This window comes from Desulfotomaculum defluvii, from assembly GCF_054657375.1.
In genome coordinates this window covers 441,661-456,178 of the sequence record NZ_BAAHYV010000006.1, presented here as the reverse complement: position 1 = coordinate 456,178, position 14,518 = coordinate 441,661, and the positions used below count along the sequence as shown (strand labels likewise).

Annotated in this window: 18 protein-coding genes; 15 read left to right on the top strand and 3 right to left on the bottom strand. The window is 43.9% G+C overall.

Annotated features, from left to right (window positions below; translation table 11 throughout):
- Positions 1–68: 68 nt before the first annotated feature.
- Positions 69–1,502, bottom strand: a complete 1,434-nt coding sequence (locus ACYQ03_RS04885; protein ID WP_459908041.1) for a glucose-6-phosphate isomerase — start codon at positions 1,500–1,502, stop codon at positions 69–71.
- 246 nt (positions 1,503–1,748) lie between these two features.
- Between ACYQ03_RS04885 and ACYQ03_RS04880 the strand changes: the two genes are divergently transcribed.
- The 3 genes from ACYQ03_RS04880 to ACYQ03_RS04870 are packed head-to-tail and all read left to right on the top strand — an operon-like array spanning position 1,749 to position 2,930.
- Positions 1,749–2,048 (top strand): spore coat associated protein CotJA, encoded by a 300-nt coding sequence (locus ACYQ03_RS04880; protein ID WP_459908039.1) that lies wholly within the window; start codon positions 1,749–1,751, stop codon positions 2,046–2,048.
- A 57-nt stretch (positions 2,049–2,105) separates the two neighbouring features.
- Positions 2,106–2,339 carry a spore coat protein CotJB gene (locus ACYQ03_RS04875; protein ID WP_459908763.1) on the top strand — a complete coding sequence of 78 codons (234 nt, stop codon included), beginning with the start codon at positions 2,106–2,108 and terminating at the stop codon, positions 2,337–2,339.
- A gap of 18 nt (positions 2,340–2,357) precedes the next feature.
- A complete protein-coding gene (locus tag ACYQ03_RS04870) occupies positions 2,358–2,930 on the top strand; it encodes a manganese catalase family protein (protein WP_459908038.1) in 573 nt (190 codons plus the stop codon).
- 124 nt (positions 2,931–3,054) lie between these two features.
- On the opposite strand, the gene ACYQ03_RS04865 is transcribed toward ACYQ03_RS04870, so the two are convergent.
- On the bottom strand, positions 3,055–3,306 hold the full coding sequence (locus tag ACYQ03_RS04865) for a hypothetical protein (protein ID WP_459908037.1): 252 nt from the start codon (positions 3,304–3,306) through the stop codon (positions 3,055–3,057).
- Positions 3,307–3,535: 229 nt separating this feature from the next.
- On the opposite strand from ACYQ03_RS04865, the gene eutJ reads away from it, so the two are divergent.
- Complete coding sequence (eutJ, locus tag ACYQ03_RS04860; RefSeq protein ID WP_459908035.1) at positions 3,536–4,351, top strand: ethanolamine utilization protein EutJ; 816 nt, start codon at positions 3,536–3,538, stop codon at positions 4,349–4,351.
- 157 nt (positions 4,352–4,508) lie between these two features.
- Here eutJ and ACYQ03_RS04855 read toward each other — a convergent pair whose 3' ends face one another.
- Positions 4,509–5,618 carry an iron-containing alcohol dehydrogenase gene (locus ACYQ03_RS04855; protein WP_459908761.1) on the bottom strand — a complete coding sequence of 370 codons (1,110 nt, stop codon included), beginning with the start codon at positions 5,616–5,618 and terminating at the stop codon, positions 4,509–4,511.
- Between the two features lie 271 nt (positions 5,619–5,889).
- Between ACYQ03_RS04855 and pduA the strand changes: the two genes are divergently transcribed.
- The 11 genes from pduA to ACYQ03_RS04800 all read left to right on the top strand — a co-directional run bounded on the left by pduA (position 5,890) and on the right by ACYQ03_RS04800 (position 14,499).
- Complete coding sequence (pduA, locus tag ACYQ03_RS04850; protein WP_459908759.1) at positions 5,890–6,165, top strand: propanediol utilization microcompartment protein PduA; 276 nt, start codon at positions 5,890–5,892, stop codon at positions 6,163–6,165.
- A gap of 26 nt (positions 6,166–6,191) precedes the next feature.
- Entirely contained in the window at positions 6,192–6,986 is a 795-nt protein-coding gene (gene pduB / locus ACYQ03_RS04845; RefSeq protein ID WP_459908034.1) for a propanediol utilization microcompartment protein PduB, read from the top strand.
- A gap of 18 nt (positions 6,987–7,004) precedes the next feature.
- Positions 7,005–8,675: a propanediol/glycerol family dehydratase large subunit gene (locus ACYQ03_RS04840; RefSeq protein WP_459908032.1), complete on the top strand. Its 1,671-nt coding sequence runs from the start codon at positions 7,005–7,007 to the stop codon at positions 8,673–8,675.
- Positions 8,676–8,700: 25 nt separating this feature from the next.
- Positions 8,701–9,363 carry a propanediol/glycerol family dehydratase medium subunit gene (locus tag ACYQ03_RS04835; protein ID WP_459908031.1) on the top strand — a complete coding sequence of 221 codons (663 nt, stop codon included), beginning with the start codon at positions 8,701–8,703 and terminating at the stop codon, positions 9,361–9,363.
- A 19-nt stretch (positions 9,364–9,382) separates the two neighbouring features.
- Positions 9,383–9,910: a diol dehydratase small subunit gene (locus ACYQ03_RS04830; protein ID WP_459908030.1), complete on the top strand. Its 528-nt coding sequence runs from the start codon at positions 9,383–9,385 to the stop codon at positions 9,908–9,910.
- Between the two features lie 12 nt (positions 9,911–9,922).
- Entirely contained in the window at positions 9,923–11,761 is a 1,839-nt protein-coding gene (locus tag ACYQ03_RS04825) for a diol dehydratase reactivase subunit alpha (protein WP_459908029.1), read from the top strand.
- A 5-nt stretch (positions 11,762–11,766) separates the two neighbouring features.
- On the top strand, positions 11,767–12,237 hold the full coding sequence (locus ACYQ03_RS04820) for a glycerol dehydratase reactivase beta/small subunit family protein (RefSeq protein WP_459908028.1): 471 nt from the start codon (positions 11,767–11,769) through the stop codon (positions 12,235–12,237).
- The gene (locus ACYQ03_RS04815) at positions 12,234–12,743 is read left to right on the top strand and encodes a BMC domain-containing protein (RefSeq protein WP_459908027.1); all 510 of its coding nucleotides are present in this window, start codon (positions 12,234–12,236) and stop codon (positions 12,741–12,743) included. Before ACYQ03_RS04820 ends, ACYQ03_RS04815 begins: the two co-directional genes overlap by 4 nt.
- Position 12,744: 1 nt before the next feature.
- Positions 12,745–13,023 carry an ethanolamine utilization microcompartment protein EutM gene (gene eutM, locus ACYQ03_RS04810; protein WP_459908025.1) on the top strand — a complete coding sequence of 93 codons (279 nt, stop codon included), beginning with the start codon at positions 12,745–12,747 and terminating at the stop codon, positions 13,021–13,023.
- A gap of 80 nt (positions 13,024–13,103) precedes the next feature.
- Complete coding sequence (locus tag ACYQ03_RS04805; RefSeq protein ID WP_459908757.1) at positions 13,104–13,712, top strand: phosphate propanoyltransferase; 609 nt, start codon at positions 13,104–13,106, stop codon at positions 13,710–13,712.
- A 1-nt stretch (position 13,713) separates the two neighbouring features.
- On the top strand, positions 13,714–14,499 hold the full coding sequence (locus ACYQ03_RS04800; RefSeq protein ID WP_459908023.1) for a flavoprotein: 786 nt from the start codon (positions 13,714–13,716) through the stop codon (positions 14,497–14,499).
- Positions 14,500–14,518: the final 19 nt, after the last annotated feature.

Here is a 14,518-nt window from a genome sequence, read left to right as displayed (position 1 = left end):
CAATTTCAAATTTGTTATAACCTATCATACCGCCATTCTACTGGAGTCATTCTCTATAAATTTTTGTACTAGAGGGTAAATTCTATTTTCTTAATAGGACGAGACTCTAATTCTTCTTTTTTAGCTTCATAGCCAGGCCTACCAAGTAAGGCATAGGTGGCATTTTTGCCCTCCTCAACTCCAGGTTGATCAAAGGCATTAATATTAAGCAGTTCACCTGTAAAGGCCGTTTCAATTTCCAGCAACTGAATAAGTTGTCCAATTGTAAAAGCATTTATTTCTGGCAAGGAAATGGTAAAATTTAAGCGCTGGGCCTTCATTAGAGCATATTCTGTAGCCATTTGTTCTGCAGTAATTAACTCTGAAAGAGTATGTCCTCCTAGAAAAGCTATTCCCTGTATTTCTTCAAATACCTTGGGAATGTTAATTTCCTTACGGTATCTGCCAACTGTTAAAAAGGTAACAACTTTATCAAAGGGTCCTTCCGTATATAACTGTACCTGGGAGTGCTGATCGGTGGTTCCAAGGGCTTTAACGGGTGTTTGACCCACAAATACCTCTTCTCCTGTTAAGCTAGTACGCTTACCCAGACTTTCTGCCCAAAGCTGAGCATACCAATCGGCAAAGTACTTTAAAGAATCTGTATAGGGCATCATTACGGAAATATTTTTACCCCTACGCATCGCTAAGTACTGCAAAGCACCTAACATATAGGCTGGGTTTTGGTATACATTTGCCTCTCCACAAATTTCCTCCATAAAGGCTGCACCAGCTAATAATTCTTTAATATCAATGCCACATACGGCTGCCGCAAGCAAACCCACCGGGGAAAGTTCGGAAAAACGCCCTCCTACACCTCCGGGTATAATAAAGGTTTTAAAGCCTTCTTGGCGAGCAATTTTTATCAAATTTCCCTTCTCTGCATCTGTGGTGGCAATTACATGTTTTGCATATTGGTCACCAATTTTCTCCTGAAGCATCTGATAAACAATCATGAATTGTGCCATTGTCTCTGAAGTGCTGCCAGATTTGCTTATGACGTTAAAAACCGTTGTGGCAGGATCAATTATGTCCAAGAGATCATGGACCCGTTCTGGATCTACATTATCCAAAACATAGAATTTGGGACCTCCACGTTTTTCTACAGGCAGCTCATTATAATGCAAATGATTGAGGGCAGTGTGTACTGCCAATGGACCAAGGGCAGAACCTCCAATACCCAACACAATAAAATTTTCACACCAACTACGTATTCCTTGGGCCGTTTCCAGAATATCTCGAACCACTTCTTGCTGGTCCAGGGGAAGTTTTCTCCAGTCCATTGCCCCTGTGTTTCTCTTCACTGTCATACTCTGATGGGCTTTGGCAATTTTCACTGTCAGTGCATCAATATGTTCTTTACTAAACCCTTCTTCAGGGCCTATATAATCCTCCATCATGTTGTTAAAGTCAATTGTCAGTCTCATTTCATTTTGCCAGTGGGATTGCTGGTATCTTGTCATATCAAATCCTCCTCAGGAACACTTACTATATTTTACCATAATGTACTTCATAATTCCTTCTTACACATTATGTGGTTTACCCCTTTTTCTTTGCTATTATCTAAGGTTTTATGCATTTACTAATTTTTAAAAAACTAATAGGTTTATTTCCTTTGATTTTGGTTGTATTTGTAACATTAACATAGACTTTTACATAATGTGGTAATGAAAAGAACTCACCATCACAGATAGTTTGGAGGTATGTATATGTCTAAGGACAATAAAAAAATTGATCAAGCCAAGGCCCAAGCAGCACCTATGGGTCCCGTGGCTGGTCAGACTGGAATGGGTTACCCGGGCTTACCAGGAATGAACCCTCCTTTCCCTAACATGCCAGGAACTGCACCTGATTTTTGCCCTGGCATACCCTTCCCAGGTATGGTCCTAGCTCAAGCCTATATCCCTATTCAGCCCTGCGGCAGCCCTCAATTTGACCTTAGAAAAGCACTGGAAGTCGGTACCCTTTATCCGGACCTATATAGGCCCTACCCCTATCCCCATAAATAATTGGAGGTGTATACTTTGGATGCCAATGCTATCCCTCAACACCAACACCAACTCCTTATGCAAATAATGCAATTAGAGTTTGCTGCTGTTGAATTAAACCTTTTCTTAGACACTCACCCAGATTGCCAAGAAGCACTGACACAATTTAATCAAATTCATCAACAATTAATGCAGTGCAAACATGCCTATGAGCAGGTGTACGGCCCACTGATTAATTACGGCTTTTCAGCCAATGTGGGAAACTCCTGGCGATGGGTAGAAACCCCCTGGCCCTGGGAAATTAAATACTAACGGAAAGGATTTGTGAGTATGTGGCTATATGAAAAGAAGCTTGAAGTACCAGTTAGGGTTTGTGGCCCTAATCCCCGCCTTGCAAAATACGTTATTACTCAATATGGTGGACCCGAGGGAGAACTTTCTGCCTCACTTAGATATTTAAATATGCGTTATTCTATGCCCACAAATAAGGCCAAAGGGGTTTTAACCGATATCGGAACCGAGGAACTGGCCCATATGGAAATTGTAGCTACCCTGGTCTACAAGTTATTAGAGGGAGCCTCCATAGAACAAATAAAAGCAGCAGACCTTGGTGCCCATTATGCCGACCATGATAGGGCACTCTGGTGGGAAAATGCTGCAGGTGTTCCCTGGGTTGCCGCCTATGTTTCGGCTACTGGTGACCCAGTCGCTGATCTACATGAAAACCTAGCAGCTGAACAAAAGGCCAGGGCAGTATATGAAAATCTTATTCATTTATCAGACGACCCAGAAGTTACTAACGTCTTACGTTGGCTTCGTGAAAGAGAAGTTGTGCATTTCCAACGTTTTGGTGAAACCCTAATGGATGTTCAGGAGCATATGAGGCAAAAGAAATTTTACTAATTTTACGCTAGGTATGTAGAAATCCCAATAATAACCAGGATATCAACAAGTATATACTTTGGTTATGCAAAAAATAACTGCCTGGCTCTAAGCCAGACAGTTATTTTTTGCTAGGACACTAGGTTTATCTTCTCAAATAGCCTAAACTTAATCTAGAATTAATAAAACCTTCGTCTTCTCTACCCTCTGGATCAGCCGCATTATAACCCAGATATAGCTTTGTATCGCTATCATTTTCTTCTTGATTCGCCAGATAATTTTCTTGATATTTTTCAAACAAGTCCCTATGTGTAATTCCTTGAGACTCAGCCATTTTTTCAAAGGTCTCTTTGTCCTCCTGAGAAACATTAATACACATAGTTGATGTATTTTCCATGTAGAATACCTCCATATATTTTAGTTTAATTCCAATTATCACAAAAACATTGTAAGTATATTTTCTATCTAGTTCTAATTTGTATGCATACAACATTTAAAATTAAGACTTCAGTTTACTATTTTTCAATCAACCTGTGTTCACTACAATCCTTTAACTTTCTGTCTAAACTTCTTTTAACTGGTAAATACTACTTTCAAACTATTTAGTACAGGGGTAATGGGTCATCATGGACGCATATACAAATATTCACCAATTACACCACCTTATAGAAACCAAAACAGCTGCTAAATTACCCGGTCCTTACAAGGTGGGAGTAGACCTAGGAACTGCAGATATTGTTTTGGTTGTTATTGATAGTAAGGGAACTCCCGTGGCTGGAAGTATGCGCTGGGCTTCGGTAGTAAAGGACGGATTGGTAGTAGATTTTAGGGGAGCTACCACCATTGTTGAAGAATTAAAATCTGAAGTTGAAAAATTGCTGGGAGTTACCTTGGATAAAGGAGCAACAGCTATACCTCCCGGCACTTTAGGACGTAATGCTGCAGCTTGTGGACATGTGATTGCAGGTGCAGGGCTAGAACCAATATGTCAAGTTGATGAACCAGTGGCAGCTGCCAAAGCACTAAATATCGAACATGGCATTGTTGTGGATATCGGAGGCGGCACTACCGGAATTGCCGTGTTGAAAAATGGTAATTTGGTTTTTACCGCCGACGAACCCACAGGCGGTACCCATATTTCCTTGGTACTGGCTGGGGCCTACAGCATTCCCTTTGAAGAAGCTGAAATCCTGAAGCGTAACGAGAAGCAGCATCAAAAAATCATATCCGTAATCTTTCCAGTAATTGAAAAAATGGCAACGGTAGTAAAAAAAATGCTCATTGGGCATGAGGAATATAATAACTACCCAGTTTATGTGGTCGGAGGCACCGCTTATTTGCAAAACTTTGAAAGAGAGTTCAGCAAAGCCTTTGGCCGAGAGGTACACGTGCCCCCCCATCCTTTACTGGTTACACCATTAGGTATTGCCATGTTTGGTTAATTGTAAAAGATACTTTTACTCATAAAACAACGCCACAGTTCTACTGGTTAGCTCTAAGAGAACTGTGGCGTTGTTTTTACGGAGCATAAGCCATGAGCTAGGAGGCTATGGCTCAAAGCCCTCTCCCAAGGATTCTAAAGCTGATGACAACTAATAATTAAAGTACTGAACGAAGTATTCCCTCAAGTTCCTCCTGTGAGCCCTGGCGTGGATTGGTAAAGCCTATAAAATCCTTTTGAGCATTCTCAGCTAGTTTAGGGATATCTTCAACTTTAAATCCCCGCAAATCCTGAAGTTTCGAAGGTATTCCTAAGTCTTTATTAAATTGACGGATCTTATCAATTAATAATTGCGCATTATCCAGTCCAAGGACCCGTGCCATCTCTGCGTATTTCTCGATAACCACCGGCAGATTGTATTGCATGACCGCAGGTAATAATACGGCATTACATAAACCGTGAGGTAAGTCATAAAATCCTCCCAACTGGTGGGCCAGTGCATGTACATAACCTAGTCCTGCATTATTAAAGGCCATACCTGCTAAAAACTCAGCGTAAACCATGCCTTCCCTGGCCTTTAAGTTACTGCCATCATTATATGCGTCACACAAATTATTAAAAACAAGTTCAACGGCCTTTACCGCATTACAGTCAGTTACAGGTGTTGCGTTGGTAGACACATAGGCTTCTAGGGCATGGGTTAGTGCATCCATACCTGTAGCTGCAGTCAATCCAGGTGGAATCCCAGTCATTAATTCTGCATCATTTACGGCAATTACTGGTGTTGTATGCCAATCGTTAATAGTCATCTTACTATGTTTTTCTTCATCAGTAATAACGCAGAAACGAGTCACCTCACTGCCTGTCCCAGCCGTAGTATTGATTGCAATAAGCGGTGCAGAATCTTTTTTCAATTTGTTAAGCCCTTCATAATTTCGGATTTCTCCGCCATTAGTAGCCAAAAGTGCAATGGCTTTGGCACAATCATGGGGGGAGCCACCACCAAAGGAAATCAAAAAATCACAACCGTTATCTTGCAATAATTTTAGACCTGACTCTACCTGACTTACTGTAGGGTTCGGTGAAACATCTTTATAGATTATGTAAAAAATACCTTCATCCTCAAGTACTGAAAAGAGTTTATTAATTAACCCACTGTCAACCAGTCCTCTGTCCGTAACAATTAATGCTTTACGAAATGACATTGACCTAAAGTAATTCTTAATTTGCTCTAAACACCCTATCCCCAAAATACTGATCGGAGTCATGAAATATTCATTGACCTTTTTCAATGTAAAAACCCCCTCTATCTAAGCAACACCCTTCTAAATAAAATCCACAGTTATTATTGGTGTAAACCCAAAATTTTAGTCAAATAAACATATTCTGTTCTATGCATAAGCTCTGAACATTAGGAAAAGAATGTATTTGGAAAGGGTAAATATTCAAGTTAATGTCACTAATATTATTTTTATTTTCAGCACACACTGGGATCAGTTTGTCTGAATTAGTTACATATCCATTGGAAAGGGGGAGAAAATATTGAATGATGCCTTAGGTATGGTGGAGACTAAAGGTCTCGTGGCGGCCATTGAGGCTGCTGATGCAATGGTCAAAGCAGCAAACGTTACCCTAATCGGTTATGAAAAAATTGGTTCTGGTTTAGTAACCATTATGGTACGAGGTGATGTTGGTGCTATCACAGCAGCCACTGATGCCGGGGCAGCCGCGGCCAGAAATGTGGGGGAAATTGTCTCTGTTCATGTTATTCCACGTCCTCATAACGATGTTGAAAAAATTCTTCCTAAAGTTTAATAGCATAATTTTGGAGGTGCAATAAGATGCAAGACCAGTTGATAGAAAAGGTCATGGAAGAAATTAAAAAACGTACAGGTAATACACCTCAGGGAGCATCGGTGTCCGAGGGCCAAAGGGTATTTTCTAAACCCGGTATTACAGAGTTTGTTGGCACTAATGTTATCGGTGATACCATTGGTTTAGTCATCGCTAATGTTGATCCCGGTCTACATGAAAAAATGAACCTAGATCCCAAATACCGTTCTATCGGTATTCTCGGTGCCCGTACAGGTGCTGGTCCGCACATTATGGCCGCAGATGAAGCTGTCAAAGCCACCAACACAGAAATTATCTCCATTGAATTGCCCCGTGACACTAAGGGTGGTGCCGGACATGGTTCGTTGATCCTTTTTGGGGCAGAGGAAGTATCTGATGCACGCCGGGCCATTGAAGTTGCACTGGGTGAACTAGAACGTACCTTTGGTGATGTCTATGCCAATGATGCTGGCCACCTTGAACTACAGTATACGGCCCGTGCCAGCTTAGCTATTAACAAGGCCTTTGGTGCACCCCTTGGCAAGGCCTTTGGCCTGATCGTAGGAGCACCAGCAGCCATCGGAGTGGTTATGGCAGATGTAGCTGTGAAAACCGCCAGCGTGGAAATTGTAGGGTTTTCCAGTCCAGCCAAAGGAACCAGCTTCTCCAATGAAGTTATCTTAATGATCACAGGTGATTCTGGGGCAGTACGACAGTCAGTAATTTCAGCCAGAGAGGTTGGCAAAAAACTGTTAGAGGCGATGGCCGGTCCTGCTCCTTCGTCCACAACGCCATACATCTAAGCAACGGGGGGAACTAAAATGAAAAGACAAAAACGTTTTGAGGTATTGGCGAACCGTCCAGTAAACCAAGATGGTTTCGTAGTTGAATGGCCAGAAGTGGGCTTGGTGGCTATGGACAACCCCAATGACCCTAAACCCAGCATTAAGATCGAAAACGGTAGAGTTATTGAAATGGACGGCAAACCCCGGGATCAGTTCGATTTTATCGACCAGTATATCGCTGATTATGCCATTGACGTGACCATAGCAGAAAAAGCAATGGCTATGGAAAATACGGAAATTGCCAAGATGTTGGTTGATGTCAATGTTTCCCGCCAGGAAGTTGTCAAAATCGCTCGTGGTCTCACTGCCGCTAAAATTGTTGCTGTAATGAATGCCATGAATGTGGTTGAAATGATGATGGCCATGCAAAAAATGCGGGCCCGTAAAATCCCATCAAACCAATGCCATGTCACCAATACCCAGGATAACCCAGTATTAATTGCTGCGGATGCAGCTGAAGCTGCCCTAAGAGGTTTTGATGAAATGGAAACAACCGTTGCCGTTGTTCGATATGCTCCCTTCAACGCCTTAGCACTGCAGGTAGGCGCCCAAGTTGGCCGTGGTGGCATACTGATTCAGTGTGCACTGGAAGAAGCTACGGAATTACTACTAGGCATGCGAGGTATTACTGCTTACGCCGAAACCATCTCTGTCTACGGTACAGAAAACGTCTTTGTGGATGGTGATGATACTCCTTGGTCCAAGGCCTTCCTAGCCTCTTGTTATGCCTCCCGGGGATTAAAAATGCGCTTTACCTCAGGCACTGGTTCGGAAGTTCAAATGGGATATGCCGAAGGCAAGTCCATGCTCTACTTGGAAGTTCGCTGCATCATGCTGACCAAAGGTGCTGGTGTACAGGGACTCCAAAATGGCTCCGTAAGTTGTATCGGTTTACCCGCGGCCGTTCCATCTGGCATCCGCGCTGTGCTAGCTGAAAACCTTACTGCTGCTATGCTTGATTTAGAGGTAGCATCCAGTAACGATCAAACCTTTACCCACTCAGATATTCGCCGTACTGCCCGTACATTAATGCAATTTTTACCAGGTACTGACTTCATTTGCTCGGGATATAGTTCCAGTCCAAACTACGATAACATGTTCGCCGGTTCTAACTGGGATGTTGACGACTATGACGACTGGAATATTATGCAGCGGGATCTGATGGTAGACGGTGGCTTGCGTCCGGTTTCTGAGGAAGACGTAATCGCAATCCGTCACAAAGCAGGCAGAGCATTACAAGCAGTCTTTAAAGAACTTGGTTTTCCAACCATCACTGATGAGGAAATCGAAGCAGTTACCTATGCCCATGGTACCAAAGAGGTAATCAAGCGCAACGTAGTTGAGGATATTAAAGCCGCAGAAGATATGATGAAACGTGGCATAACTGGTTTAGATATTGTTAAAGCACTGGCCAAGAACGGCTTTACTGATATTGCAGAAAATGTATTAGGTACTCTAAAACAACGTATTTCCGGCGACTTCCTACATACTTCAGCTATTCTTGACAACAAATTTAATGTTATCAGTGCCGTTAACAATAAAAATGATTATCAAGGCCCTGGCACTGGCTATCGCCTCAGCAAAGAACGTTGGGAGGAAATTAAGAACATACGTCAGGCCATTAACCCAGCCGATATAGACGCGTGATTATAGAGAGGTGAGGTGAAGAAAAATGCAAATAAACGAACAGTTTATCCGCGAAATTGTGGAACAAGTTATCGCCAGTACTAGTTCTGGCACTAGCGTTAATAAGACGCCAACAAAACCACTCAAGGCAGCAGTTGGTGGCCGTACTATGACCCTTGTGGAAAAAGGCCAAGCCCGGTCAGGAACTAAATCCGATGAAGTTATCGTAGCCCTAGCCCCAGCCTTTGGTAAATATCAAAACAAAACGATTGTTAATATACCCCATAGTGACGTGTTACGAGAGATAATTGCCGGTATCGAAGAAGAAGGTATTAATCCAAGGATAGTGCGTATTGTAGGTACTTCTGATGTAGGTTTCCTCGCCTATCAAGCAGCAAAAATTTGCGGCTCTGGGGTTGCCATCGGCATTCAATCCAGAGGCACAGCCGTAATCCATCAAAAGGATCTACCACCTTTAAGCAACCTGGAACTTTTCTCCCAATCACCGCTCCTAGATTTGGAAGCGTACCGGGCAATTGGACGCAATGCGGCCAAATATGCTAAAGGTGAATCCCCCACACCGGTACCCACAAGAAACGACCAAATGGCAAGGCCTAAATATCAGGCAAAAGCTGCTGTACTTCATATTAAAGAAACAGAACATGTTGTTCCCGGCGCAAAGCCCGTGGAACTGGAAGTACAGTTTTAACTAGGTGGAGGTGACGAAAATGGCAGATAATAAAATGATCGAAAATATTGTTCGTGAAGTATTAAAGTCTATGAATCAAACAACTCAGACCACTGGTACAACCAGCCAGACTTGGTCCCAAGCTACGGCTGCTGGTCTATCCCCAGAACTTGATTATCCGCTGGCAACCAAGCGACCTGAACTGTTAAAAACCCCTACGGGGAAAAAACTTAACGAAATAACCTTAGAAAAAGTTCTTTCTGGCACTGTAAAACCCGAAGACGTACGGATTACCCCGGAGACACTTCGTCTGCAGGCAGAGATTGCTGACGGTGTCGGTAGAACGCAATTCGCCAATAACCTTCGTCGGGCCGCAGAACTGGTAGCCATTCCTGACGAACGCCTATTGGAAATCTATAACGCCCTGCGCCCATACCGTTCTACTAAGCAAGAACTGTTAGCAATTGCAGAAGAAATGGAATCCAAATTCAACGCAAAAATAAATGCCGCTTTGGTTAGGGAAGCTGCCGATGTTTATGAACGCCGGAAACGTCTTAAAGTGGAATAGGGTGGAAAACTCATGCCTATTATAGCTGGTGTGGATATCGGAAACTCCACCACTGAAGTATGCCTGGCCAAAATTGAAAAGGGAAAAATTACTGAGTATCTGGCCAGCAGTATAACAAAAACCACTGGCATCAAGGGGACTTTGGCCAATGTACCAGGAGTAATAACGGCCTTACGAGAGGCTATAGAAAAATCTCAAATTACACTGGAAGAATTGGATCATATAAGACTGGATGAAATACGTCTCAATGAGGCTACTCCTGTTATCGGCGATCTGGCTATGGAAACCATCACCGAGACCATTATTACAGAATCAACAATGATTGGACATAATCCAGCTACTCCCGGGGGCATTGGTCTAGGTGTTGGCATGACCGTTTCCTTCCATGAGCTTTCCGAGGTAACTCCGGGTGAAAAGGTTATCTGCATCATCCCTAAGGGTATTGATTTTGAAGACGCGGCTGAGGAAATAAATACCTCCCTGCTTAGGGGTGTGGATATTCAAGGAGCCGTGGCCCGTCAAGATGACGCTGTCCTCATTGTCAAAAGGCTGCAGAAGAAAATTCCGGTGGTCGATGAAGTAACCTTGATTGAAAAGGTTCCTTTGGGCATGCTGGCGGCAGTAGAGGTGGCAGAAGCAGGCCAAACCATTACTACCCTTTCTAATCCCTATGGCATTGCCACGGTGTTTAACCTAACTTCTGAAGAAACAAAAATGGTGGTACCTATTGCTCGGGCATTAATCGGTAATCGTTCGGCAGTAGTGGTCCGAACCCCGGAAGGTGATGTCAAAGCCCGCTCAATACCAGCAGGGCACATTAGCATCCAGGGTCAGAAGGGCAAGGTTGATGTGGATATAGAGTCAGGGGCAAGTGCCATCATGCAAACTGTGGAACAGGTACAGCCCATCATTGATGTACAGGGTGAAGCAGGAACCCATGTCAACGGCATGCTGGAGAGAGTGCGACAAGTGATGGCGGAACTTACCAACCAATCCCTTTCAGAGATGCGCATACAGGACATACTGGCAGTTGATACATTTGTACCCCAAAAGGTACAGGGTGGCCTAGCCGGTGAATTTGCCCTGGAAAATGCGGTGGCCCTGGCGGCCATGGTAAAAACTAGCAGATTACCAATGCAACAAATAGCCAATAAGCTGACAGAAGAATTGGGTATCCGTGTGGTTATCGCTGGTGTAGAAGCTAACATGGCTATTCATGGTGCTTTAACAACCCCTGGTACGGATACCCCCTTGGCTATCTTGGATATGGGCGGCGGTTCCACCGATGCGGCCATTATTACCAGAGAAAAACAGCCCATATCTATTCATTTGGCCGGTGCCGGAGATATGGTAACCATGTTGATTAACTCGGAGTTAGGCTTAAATGATTTTGACCTGGCCGAGGATATTAAGAAATATCCTCTGGCAAAGGTGGAAAGTTTATATCATGTTAGATTAGAAGACGGCACTGTAAAGTTTTACGACAATCACCTACCACCGCATATCTTTGCCCGGGTGGTTATTTTGAAGGAAGGCGACATGGTTCCTATTCCCTTTGACCATCCACTGGATAAAATACGTCATGTCAGACGGGAGTCAAAAAAGCGAGTTTTTGTTACTAATGCAATCCGTTCCCTTGCCCGTGTTGCTCCTACTAACAATATTCGGCACATCGAATTTGTTGTCTTAGTTGGAGGTTCCGCAATGGATTTTGAAGTAGCAGATATGGTAACTGATGCCCTCGCAGAATACGGAATTGTCTGTGGACGAGGCAACATACGCGGTATCGAAGGACCAAGGAATGCAGTTGCTACTGGTTTGGTGCTTTCATATCTCAATGATGAGGCGTGATAATCATGCAATTTGATAAAACCTTAACCAAGCCCAGCATCATTATTTGCACAGTTCCTTTCGAGGGCAGTGAAACTAAACTACGTGAAATCCAGGCTGGTATAGAGGAAGAGGGCGTCCCTTATTTGCTGCAAAAGAGTGAGCAAAGCGATAGGGTTGACCTTGCCTACCAAGGTGCTAATGCCTCGCAGCTTGGTGTAGGTATCGGTATCAGCCCCACGGGAATATGCATTCACTATCATAAGTTGCCAGAAGATCAGCCCCTGTTTTCTTTAGATGGTGATGGCACTCCAGAGGAATGGCGTTACTTTGGCTATAACGCTGCACGCTTAGTTAAAGGGCTTCCCTTCAAAGATATGCCAACTGAGGATCCTGCCCTTGATTTGGATACAGCTCAATTATACCAGCTTGTCCGTGAAATCGTGATTAAAGTAGAGCAGGAACTTGCCCGGGGCCATCAGGAGGTGAATGCATGATTAAAAATGCCTTAGGCCTAATAGAAGTGGTTGGTCTTGCCGCCGGCTTAATAGTTGCAGATGCTGCGGTAAAAGCAGCAAACGTTGAATTAATAGGTTACGAACTTACCAAAGGTGGCGGCATGACAGTTATCAAACTTCAGGGGGATGTGGGGGCCGTTAAAGCGGCTGTGGATGCAGGAGCGGCGGCTGTTTATCCCGATAAGGTTTATGCCACACGTGTTATCCCGCGACCAACCAACGACCTGGATAAAATCGTCAATACCAAGGAAACTGTTGGTAAAAAAGATACACCCCCTGAGCCAACCAATTTATCTGGGCCAGAGTTGAACGAAACCATAGAAGAAATTGAACCTACAGAGAGCCTGGTTAATGAAGAGCAAGTAATAGTAGGCAACGCTAAAGATATCTGCAACCTGTGTGGTGATCCAGCCTGCGGACGAAAAAAAGGAGAACCCAGGACCACTTGTATTCATTACCAAAAACACGACAAGGAGGATGACTAATATGCGTGGAGAGGCACTGGGATTGGTGGAAACCAAGGGACTAGTCAGCGCAATTGAGGCGGCTGATGCCATGGTTAAAGCCGCGAATGTCGCTTTGGTAGGTTATGAAAAAATCGGATCAGGGTTGGTCACAGTAATGGTGCGTGGAGATGTTGGTGCTGTCAAAGCTGCCACAGACAGCGGAGCTGCCGCAGCTCAGCGTGTGGGAGAATTGGTATCAGTTCATGTTATTCCCCGTCCCCATATCGACGTTGAAAGAATACTACCTAAGGGAGAATAATAATTGCATATTTTAGTCAGAGGGGTGAGATGATGGAACAACAAATGATTGAGCAGATTGTAACCCAGGTAGTGGCTAAAATGCTTAGCAAAGAGCAGACCCAACAGACGGCAGAAGGTATTCCCGTTGGTGTATCCAATCGCCATATCCACCTCTCTGCGGAACACATTGAAGCTTTGTTTGGTAAAGGACATGCCCTAACCCCATTAAAGAACTTAAAACAAGTTGGGGAATTTGCCGCCAAAGAAACTGTTACTCTGGTGGGACCCAAGGGTGTTATCCAAGGCGTACGAGTTTTGGGACCGGTACGAAAATTCACTCAGGTTGAAATATCCCGCACCGATGGTTTCAGCCTGGGAGTGGTGCCTCCCCTACGGGATTCTGGCAACCTGGAAAATACGCCGGGTATTGTTATAGTAGGTTCCCGTGGTGCAGTGACACTTACTAAAGGTGTCATCTGCGCTGCCCGCCACATTCATATGGGAGAAGAAGACGCCTGTAAGTTCCAGGTGGCTGACGGGGATCATGTTGCCGTAAAAATAAATGGCCCCCGGGGAGGCACCCTTGACAATGTGCTTGTGCGAGTTAAGCCAAACTTCCTGCTAGAACTTCATATAGATACGGATGAAGCAAATGCCGCAGGACTTAAAAATGGAGATACAGTCAGCCTTGATCTGAGGGTGAATTAGCATGGAACTTGATAAACTTGTGGAGATAATCACCACAGAGGTATTACGAAGGCTTAAACAACAAGCAGATACCAAGCAAACACTGCCTGCCGGACCACGCTTCAAAGCCATGGCTATTTTCACTGGTGGAACCATCGGTCTTTCTACAGGTTTAGAACAATTAAGAGACATTAAAGAACTGGGTACTGCACTTACTGTGGTTCTTTCAGAAGCAGCCGAGAAAATTGTGGGAATAAAGCGCATTCAAGAAGAGTTAGGCTGTGACATCAACCTAGTTACGGCCCAATCACCTTATCCAAAGGATCTTTTGCACCAGGCAGACATTGTAATTGTTCCGGTATTGACCCAAAATACCGCAGCAAAAATTGCTTATACCATCGCTGACACCATGGCCTCCTACCTTATTCTATCAGCCTTAATGCAAAATAAACCCATAATCGCTGCAATTGATGCTGCTGATCCAGATAATCGGCCCCAGGTAGCAATGGCAAAGGTCAATCCTGCCTTTAGAGAGGCTTTGCAGACCAATCTCATAAAGCTCGGAACCTACGGCATTCAACTCTCTAAGGTGGAAAACCTAGCAGCAGAAACAAAAAATATCTTAACCAAGGCTATGAACATGGTTATTCCTACAAGGCCTTCTATCAAGCAGATTCTTGATGCAGAAACTATTAGAAACCTTGTACTTAATGGAGACAATATCATTACTGTTCCCAAAGGTACCATTGTCACTCCCTTAGCACGAGACCTCGCCAGAGAGTTGCATACTGAAATAATTTATAGTTAATCAGATTTGCACAGGTTGT